Below are 7,567 nucleotides of genomic sequence, written 5' to 3'. Positions count from 1 at the left end.
CCCTTGCCCTCCGACTGGCCGCCGCGGCCGCCGCGATCTCGGGGGTGGTTTGCGGCGCCGTCCCCCTCATGGTCCACGCGAAGCCGGACCTGACCCCGGTCTCGGATGCCGACCTCGCGGTCGAGCAGGTGATCCGGCGCGTGCTCGCCGAGGAACGTCCCGGTGACGCCGTGCTGGGCGAGGAGTTCGGCGGTGACGCGGAGTTCACCGGCAGGCAGTGGGTGGTCGACCCGATCGACGGCACCAAGAACTTCGTCCGCGGTGTGCCGGTCTGGGCCAGCCTGATCTCCCTGCTCGTGGACGGTGTCCCGGTGGTCGGCGTGGTGAGTGCGCCCGCGCTGGGCAGGCGCTGGTGGGCGGCGGCGGGTTCGGGCTCATGGGCGCAGGTGCACCCCGGTGCGCCGAAGCCGATCACGGTGTCGGCGGTGGGTGATCTCGACTCGGCGAGCTTGGCCTTCTCCAGCCTGTCCGGCTGGCACGAGCGGGGGTTGCGGGAGAAGTTCGTCGATCTCACCGACGCGGTCTGGCGGGTCCGCGGCTACGGTGATTTCTGGAACTACTGCCTGGTCGCCGAGGGTGCGGTCGACATCGCGGCCGAGCCGGAGGTCTCGCTGTGGGACCTGGCCGCGCTCGACATCCTGGTCCGCGAGGCCGGTGGCACGTTCACCTCCCTGGACGGGCGATCCGGCCCGCACGGTGGCGACGCGGTGGCGAGTAACGGCCTGCTCCAGGACGAGGTCCTCGCCCGTTTGCGCGGCTGAATCCGAGTTATCCACATGTGAGCAACTACCGGTGAACGCCGTCGTCGGGTCCGGTGGACGGGCTGCGGGCCCGGCGCTCGCTCGTAGGATGGCCCGGTGAGCAATTCCGGCGCCACAGCCCCCGATGTCGACGACTTCCCGCCCGAAGACTTCCCGCCCGACGACGCGTACCCGTCCGACGGTGGCTATGTCTCCGAGCACGATTTCCATGACACCGGCGGCTACCACTTCGACGACCTCGCCCCGGCCAGGCCGGGTCGGGCCGCGGCCCCCGCGCGCGGGGAGACGGCCGAGGAGGTGCTGCGCCGGGTCTTCGGCTACGACAGCTTCCGCGGCGACCAGGCGGCCATCGTGGAGCAGGTCGTCAGCGGCGGTGACGCGCTGGTCCTGATGCCGACCGGTGGCGGCAAATCGCTGTGCTACCAGGTGCCGTCGCTGGTGCGATCCGGCGTCGGTGTCGTCGTCTCGCCGCTGATCGCGCTCATGCAGGACCAGGTCGACGCGCTCAGCGCGCTCGGTGTGCGCGCCGGATTCCTCAATTCCACGCAGTCGCCGGATCAGCGGCGCACGGTCGAGGCGCAGTTCGTCGCCGGTGAACTCGACCTGCTCTACCTCGCGCCGGAACGTTTGCGCCTGGAATCGACGCTGCGGCTGCTCGAGCGCGGCACGGTGGCGCTGTTCGCGATCGACGAGGCGCACTGTGTGTCCCAGTGGGGCCACGACTTCCGGCCCGACTATCTCGCGCTGTCGCTGCTGCACGAGCGCTGGCCCGATGTCCCGCGCATCGCGCTCACCGCGACCGCCACCGAGAAGACCCGCGCCGAGATCGTCGAACGACTCGACCTCGGTTCGGCGAAGCAGTTCGTCTCCAGCTTCGACCGGCCCAATATCCAGTACCGGATCGAGTCGAAGAACCGCGCCGACCGTCAGCTGCTGGACTTCATCCGCGCCGAGCATCCCGGCGACGCGGGCATCGTCTACTGCCTGTCGCGCAATTCGGTGGAGAAGACCGCGGCCCTGCTCAACGAGAACGGCGTGCGCGCGGTGCCCTATCACGCGGGCCTGGACAACCGGACCCGCGCCGAGAACCAGGCCAGGTTCCTGCGCGAGGACGGCCTGATCGTGGTGGCCACCATCGCCTTCGGCATGGGCATCGACAAGCCCGACGTGCGCTTCGTCGCCCACCTCGACCTGCCCAAATCGGTGGAGGGCTACTACCAGGAGACCGGCCGCGCCGGCCGCGACGGGCAACCGTCGACGGCGTGGATGGTCTACGGCCTGGCCGATGTCGTCCAGCAGCGCAAGATGATCGACTCCAGCGAAGGCGACGCAGCGCACCGCAGGCAGCTGCAGCTGCACCTGGACGCCATGCTCGCCCTGTGCGAGACGGTGGGCTGCCGTCGCGTCCAATTGCTGAACTATTTCGGTCAGCCCGGCCAGGCCTGCGGCAACTGCGATGTGTGCCTGAACCCGCCGGAGACCTGGGACGGCACGGTGCCCGCGCAGAAGCTGCTCTCGACCGTGCTGCGGCTCAAACGGGAACGGGGACAGGCCTTCGGCGCCGGCCATCTCGTCGACATCCTGCTCGGCAAGACCAACCCGAAGATCACCCAGCACCGGCACAACGAACTGTCGGTCTTCGGCATCGGTACCGATCTGCGCGACACCGAATGGCGCGGCGTGGTGCGTCAGCTGCTCGCGGGCGGACTGCTCGCCGTGCACGGCGAATACGGCGTGCTCGCGCTCACCGACGCCAGCAACGAGGTGCTGTTCGAGGGCAGGAAAGTGCCGATGCGCCGCGAACCCGAACGCGCGGCTCGCCCGGCGCGCGCGGCCAAATCGGCCAAGGCGACCGTCGACCTGCCCGCCACCGATCTGCCCCTGTTCGAGCATCTGCGGGCCTGGCGGGCGGCCACCGCGAAGGAACAGGGCGTGCCGGCCTACGTGGTCTTCCACGACGCGACACTGCGCGAAATCGTTGCGCGCAAACCGGGTTCGCTCGCTGAGCTCGGCACCGTCGGCGGCGTCGGCGAGAACAAACTGGCCCGCTACGGCGAGGGGGTGCTGGCCGCGCTGACCGAGGATTAGGCGCCCGGCCAGGCGACAAGGAACCCGCGACGAACCAGGGAGCGGCGCGATACTGTCGAGCCATGGCTAACGGCGAAGGGTCCGAAAGTGAGACGTCGGGCGGCGCGAGCTCGAACGGATCCGATCCCCCGCCCCCGATGCCACACCGTCACATCGACCCGGTGGTCGCGCCTTCCCTGCTTGGTGGCAATCACGCCGTCGTGCGTCGGGGCAGGCCCCGCTGGACCACGGTGGCGCTGATCCTCGTCTTCACCGCGGCCCTGATTCTCTACCTGGCGCTGCGCCCCGGCGGCTGAACCGCCGTCGTCACCGGCCCCGCGCGGTCGGACACCTGGGGGAACTGGTGTACCAACGGCCTGCGCCGCCGACGAGCTGAGCGTGGGACGGACCACGGAATAAACGGGTGGCGCGGTCACTTAGAGTTGACTGTCATGAAGGAAAAGGGCCGGAAGGTCATCGCGACCAACCGCCGGGCGCGGCACAACTACACGATCCTCGACACCTATGAGGCGGGGATCGCGCTGGTCGGCACCGAAGTGAAGAGCCTGCGTGAAGGCAAGGCCTCCCTCGTCGACGCCTTCGCGACCGTCGACAACGGCGAGGTGTGGCTGCGCGGCCTGCACATTCCGGAGTTCAGCCACGGCACGTGGACCAACCATTCACCGCGGCGCACCCGCAAGCTGCTGCTGCACAAGCGCGAGATCGAGCACCTGGTCGGCAAGTCCAGGGAGGGCAACCAGACGCTGGTGCCGCTGTCGATGTACTTCTCCGACGGCAAGGTGAAGGTGGAGCTCGCTCTCGCCAAGGGCAAGCAGGACTACGACAAGCGCCAGGACCTGGCCCGCAGGCAAGCCGAGCGTGAGGTCACGCGCGAGATCGGTCGACGGGTCAAAGGCATGCGTTGATCTCCGTCCTGCTCGCCCTCGTGGCGGCGGCGGGGTACGGAGTCAGTGATTTCTTCGGCGGGATCGCGGCACGGCGGGTCACCGCGTTGCGGGTGGTCGTCGTGTCGTACCCGTGGTCGGTGCTGCTGGTCCTGCTGATCGCGCCGCTGGTCGGCGGGCACCCGGACGCCGCATCGATGCTGTGGGGATTGGCCGCGGGCGTGGCCAGTGGGCTGGCGGTGTGGTGGTTCTACGCCGCGCTGGCCGACGGGCCGATGGCGGTGGTGTCGCCGGTGACCGCGGTGCTGGTCGCGGGCATCCCGGTGATCGCGGGGTTCTTCCTCGGCGAGCGGCCGGGTCCGATGGCGATCGCGGGGATCGCGCTCGCGCTGGTCGCGGTGGTGCTGGTCAGCCGGGAGGCGCCCGACGAGACGACCGAGGAGATCATCGGCGGCCGGGAACTGCGGTTCAGCCGGCGGGTCGCGCTGCTCACCGTCGGGTCGGGCGCCGCGTTCGGTTTCGCGTTCTTCTTCCTGCACGAGACGAGCGCGAGCGCCGGCCTGTGGCCGCTGCTCGGACAGCGCGCCGCGGCGACAGCGGTGGTGTGGACCTCGGCGCTGGCCGCGGGCCAATTCCGCGGCCTGCACGGTGAACCGCTGCGGCTGGCGCTGGCGATCGGCGTGCTCGACGTGATCGCCAACGCGGCGCTGCTGTACGCCTTCCACGGCTCGATGCTGTCGGTGGTCAGCGTGATCGGTTCGCTGTATCCGGCCGCGACCGTGCTGCTGGCGATGGTCCTGCTCGGTGAGCGGATCGGCGGGCTCCAGAAGGTCGGGATGGTGCTCGCGCTCGCGGCGGTCGGGATGATCGCCGCGAACTGAGCGGCTAGAGCCGGGTGCAGGGTTCCTGGATGCCCAGCCGTCCCAGCGTTGTCCCCTGGTAGCCGGTGCTGAGCGCCCTTGCCCCCATCGGCGCGGTCGCGTCCGGCTTGAACACCACCGACCACTCCTCGGACAGATCGGGCGCGGTGGCACCGGCCGGATGCACTACGACCATGCCCTCCCCGTCCGTCTTCAGGTCGGTGATCGTGCGGCGCAGGCCGGAGCGGGTGAGCTCGCCGTCGGCGGCGGCCGCGATGAGCAGGGATTTGAGCGGATAGGAGATCGCCCAGCCCAGCGAGTAGCCGAAGTTGGCCGGTTCGTGGTCGACGGCCGCGCGGGCGCGCTGGGCGCCGACGCTGTCACCGCTCCAGCTGTCCACGGGGGTCGTGTAGTTGTACAGCGCGGTGAGCGCGGGCGCGGCGGCCGTCTGCAGCAGGGCCGCGTTCCAGGTGGGCAGGGAGCCGAGGAACCGGCCGGTGAAGCCCGCCTTCACGAGCTTGCCCACGATCTCCGCGGTCTCGGCGGGCCCGGTGGCCAGCATGACCAGATCCGGTGACGCGGCCAGCACCTCCTCGACCGGGCTGTCCTGGTTGCCGACCTCGCCGTTGGGGCCGGTGTCGATGCGGTCGGCGATGGTGGCTCCGTTGGCCAGTGCCCACTTCAGCGCGCCGCTGGCGTAGTCGCCGCCCCAGTTGCCGCGATAGGCGACGATGGCGATATTGCGTGGCGCGTAGTGGTTCTCGGCGAACCAGTCCAGCCCCATCACGGCTTCGGTGCAGTAGGAGTAGCCCGCGCTGAGCACCAGGTTGCGGTCGGCGCTGCGATAGTTCCAGCCCGACCACTGGGTGGCCGCGACACTGACCATGTCGTCGGTGTCCATCTGGTTGAGCAGCGCGATCGACTGCCCGGTACCGAGGCTCTGCGCCAGTGCGAGCACGTGCGGTTCGATCTCGTGGTAGGCGGTGCGGTGGACCCGCGGATCGAAGGAGGTGTTGCGGCTGTAGGTGGTGATGTCGATGTCGTAGCCGCCGATGCCGCCCGACTGGTTCACCTGGTTCCAGAACGCCAGCTGTCCCTCGTTCATCGAGATGCCCAGCGGTGCGAACGGCCCGCCCCCGAGGTCGGAGAGCACGCCGAGATAGATGCAGCCCCGGTCCTTGTGCGCCGAGCCGGGGCAGGGCGCACTCGTTACGCCGGGGCCCTCGGGCCGCTCGCTCGACGAGCAGGCCCCGGCCAGGACGAGACCGGCTACGAACGGGATCACCGCGGCACGGCGCAGTGCCCGCGGTTTGGTGAATGCCATCAGGTAACTCCTTGCTCCAGCCGCCTAAAGGATTTCGCTGTCCCCGGTGCGACCGATCGAGAACAGTACCCGCCTCGACCGGCACCGCCACCCGGATTGACCGAGCCGGGCCGGTGACGTTCGCTACCCGGTCACCGGGGCGACATCGCCCACTGGCAGAAATAATGGGAAGATCCGCGACGGCGGGAGTGTTAATATGACTAGCCCGCAGGGTGCGGGCACGTACGGGGCTGAACGGTTTCGACTGCGTACGTTGATTCAGGGGAAGCGTGTCGGTGCAGGCAAGAGACCACCGTAAGCGTCGCTGCAACCAATTAAGCGCCGATTCCAATCAGCGCGAGTACGCCCTCGCTGCCTAAGTAGCAGGTCGTCTCTGTCAGTCCGGGTTCGTCCCTCGACCCGGGTACTGGCATCAGCTAGAGGGAATCACCGTTCGGCTCGGTCGCGGAGTCGGATGGGACATCAAACAGCGACTGGGATCGTCATCCGGGCTTGTTCGCGAGACCCGGAGGTCCAAGTAGAGGCCTAGCGAACTGCACACGGAGAAGCCCTGAAGACGCGGCGGAGGACCCGGGTTCGATTCCCGGCAGCTCCACTCGAGGCCCCCCCCCCGGGAACCCGGGGGGGGGGTTTTTGGGGTGCGCCGGGTGTTGTTCTCCCGGCCCCCCACCCGGGCCCCCCCACCGTCTACCCCGGGTGTGTGCCATTTTCGTGGTTTCGGCGGGACTAGCTGGTCATCAGTGAAGCTCCGATGCAGCCAGGTTCAGGCTGCGTCGGTGTGGTGGCTGGTGAAGTTGACTCGGGTGTCGTCGGCCTCGAGGGCGATGTTGAGGGTGGCGTCGAGGGCGTCGGCGAGTTTGGCGAGAAGGCGGAGGGTTGGCACGGTGTCGGAGCCTTCGATGCGGGAGATTTTGGCTTGGGTGAGGCCGGCATGTTCGGCGAGCTCGGCTTGGGTGAGTCCGAGTTCGGTTCGGCGGTTGTAGACGGCTTGGGCCAGTGCCATGGAGAGTTGGATTTCGCGGCGGGTCTCGGTGACATCGTCGGGTTCGGTGTAGCCCTCGGCGAGTCTGCGTTCGCGGAGTGTTTTCCAGCGTGCGTGGCTCATCGGTCCAGTTCTCCCTTCTCGATCGTGCGGGTGAATTCTTGATGGGCGGGCTCGTGCTCGGCTTGGCTGGTCTGTTGGGCGAGTTTCGCTCGTTTGACCTCGGCATCTTCTCGCATCCGAGTCTTGCGGAACACAGTCAGCAGGATGGCTCTTCGCCCTGGCGCGAGCCAGTACGTGATGCGGATGGCTGCGCCATCCAGTGTTGGGCGTAGCTCGCGGACCCCGTCGCCGATATATCGGGCGTAGGGTTCGCCCAGCGACGCTGCTTGCTCGGCGAGCAGACCGACATACTCGTCGACCTTGAGGAAGTGCTTGGCCGGCAGCGCCTCCAGCCAGTCCCGCACCTCGGGTTCGATTGCAGGTCCGAGAACCAGCGGATCCGGCTCCCGGCGGAGGACCCGGGTTCGATTCCCGGCAGCTCCACTCGAGGCCCCTCACGTGGAACCCAGGTGAGGGGCTTTTTCGTCCTGGCTCACTGTGGGCGGAGGATTTCGACCATCTCCTCCACGTTGCCTGGAGTTACCTGCCAACGATCAGCGTTGTCG

At 68.6% G+C, this 7,567-nt stretch carries 8 protein-coding genes and 1 other RNA gene; 6 read left to right on the top strand and 3 right to left on the bottom strand.

Annotation, left to right across the window (positions count from 1 at the left end; translation table 11 throughout):
* The 5 genes from ACFWPJ_RS19155 to ACFWPJ_RS19135 form a co-directional block, all read left to right on the top strand.
* On the top strand, positions 1-761 hold a 761-nt coding region (locus tag ACFWPJ_RS19155; RefSeq protein WP_378853107.1), incomplete at its 5' end, for an inositol monophosphatase family protein.
* A 96-nt stretch (positions 762-857) separates the two neighbouring features.
* Entirely contained in the window at positions 858-2,849 is a 1,992-nt protein-coding gene (gene recQ / locus ACFWPJ_RS19150) for a DNA helicase RecQ (protein WP_378853105.1), read from the top strand.
* Positions 2,850-3,010: 161 nt separating this feature from the next.
* On the top strand, positions 3,011-3,145 hold the full coding sequence (locus ACFWPJ_RS19145; protein ID WP_378853103.1) for a hypothetical protein: 135 nt from the start codon (positions 3,011-3,013) through the stop codon (positions 3,143-3,145).
* 135 nt (positions 3,146-3,280) lie between these two features.
* A complete protein-coding gene (smpB, locus tag ACFWPJ_RS19140) occupies positions 3,281-3,754 on the top strand; it encodes an SsrA-binding protein SmpB (RefSeq protein ID WP_110036321.1) in 474 nt (157 codons plus the stop codon).
* Complete coding sequence (locus ACFWPJ_RS19135; RefSeq protein ID WP_378853101.1) at positions 3,751-4,614, top strand: EamA family transporter; 864 nt, start codon at positions 3,751-3,753, stop codon at positions 4,612-4,614. The genes smpB and ACFWPJ_RS19135 overlap by 4 nt, the downstream gene beginning before the upstream one ends.
* A 4-nt stretch (positions 4,615-4,618) precedes the next feature.
* Here the strand turns inward: ACFWPJ_RS19135 and ACFWPJ_RS19130 are convergent, their stop codons facing one another.
* Complete coding sequence (locus ACFWPJ_RS19130; RefSeq protein WP_378853099.1) at positions 4,619-5,917, bottom strand: ABC transporter substrate-binding protein; 1,299 nt, start codon at positions 5,915-5,917, stop codon at positions 4,619-4,621.
* Between the two features lie 226 nt (positions 5,918-6,143).
* On the opposite strand from ACFWPJ_RS19130, the gene ssrA reads away from it, so the two are divergent.
* Positions 6,144-6,515, top strand: a transfer-messenger RNA (tmRNA) gene (gene ssrA / locus ACFWPJ_RS19125).
* Between the two features lie 165 nt (positions 6,516-6,680).
* Here ssrA and ACFWPJ_RS19120 read toward each other — a convergent pair.
* Entirely contained in the window at positions 6,681-7,022 is a 342-nt protein-coding gene (locus tag ACFWPJ_RS19120) for a helix-turn-helix domain-containing protein (protein ID WP_378853097.1), read from the bottom strand.
* Positions 7,019-7,366 (bottom strand): type II toxin-antitoxin system RelE/ParE family toxin, encoded by a 348-nt coding sequence (locus ACFWPJ_RS19115; RefSeq protein ID WP_378853095.1) that lies wholly within the window; start codon positions 7,364-7,366, stop codon positions 7,019-7,021. The genes ACFWPJ_RS19120 and ACFWPJ_RS19115 overlap by 4 nt, the downstream gene beginning before the upstream one ends.
* Between the last annotated feature and the right edge of the window lie 201 nt (positions 7,367-7,567).

Origin of the sequence: Nocardia sp. NPDC058497, assembly GCF_042720195.1 — a bacterium.
In the GTDB taxonomy this organism is placed as follows: Bacteria; Actinomycetota; Actinomycetes; order Mycobacteriales; family Mycobacteriaceae; genus Nocardia.
This window is presented reverse-complemented; position numbering and strand designations above follow the sequence as displayed.

What these genes read in the sequence shown, in the direction of transcription:
- ACFWPJ_RS19130 (WP_378853099.1), bottom strand. Translation starts at nt 5,917, where the DNA reads ATGGCATTCACCAAACCGCGGGCACTGCGCCGTGCCGCGGTGATCCCG.
- smpB (WP_110036321.1), top strand. Translation starts at nt 3,281, where the DNA reads ATGAAGGAAAAGGGCCGGAAGGTCATCGCGACCAACCGCCGGGCGCGG.
- ACFWPJ_RS19120 (WP_378853097.1), bottom strand. Translation starts at nt 7,022, where the DNA reads ATGAGCCACGCACGCTGGAAAACACTCCGCGAACGCAGACTCGCCGAG.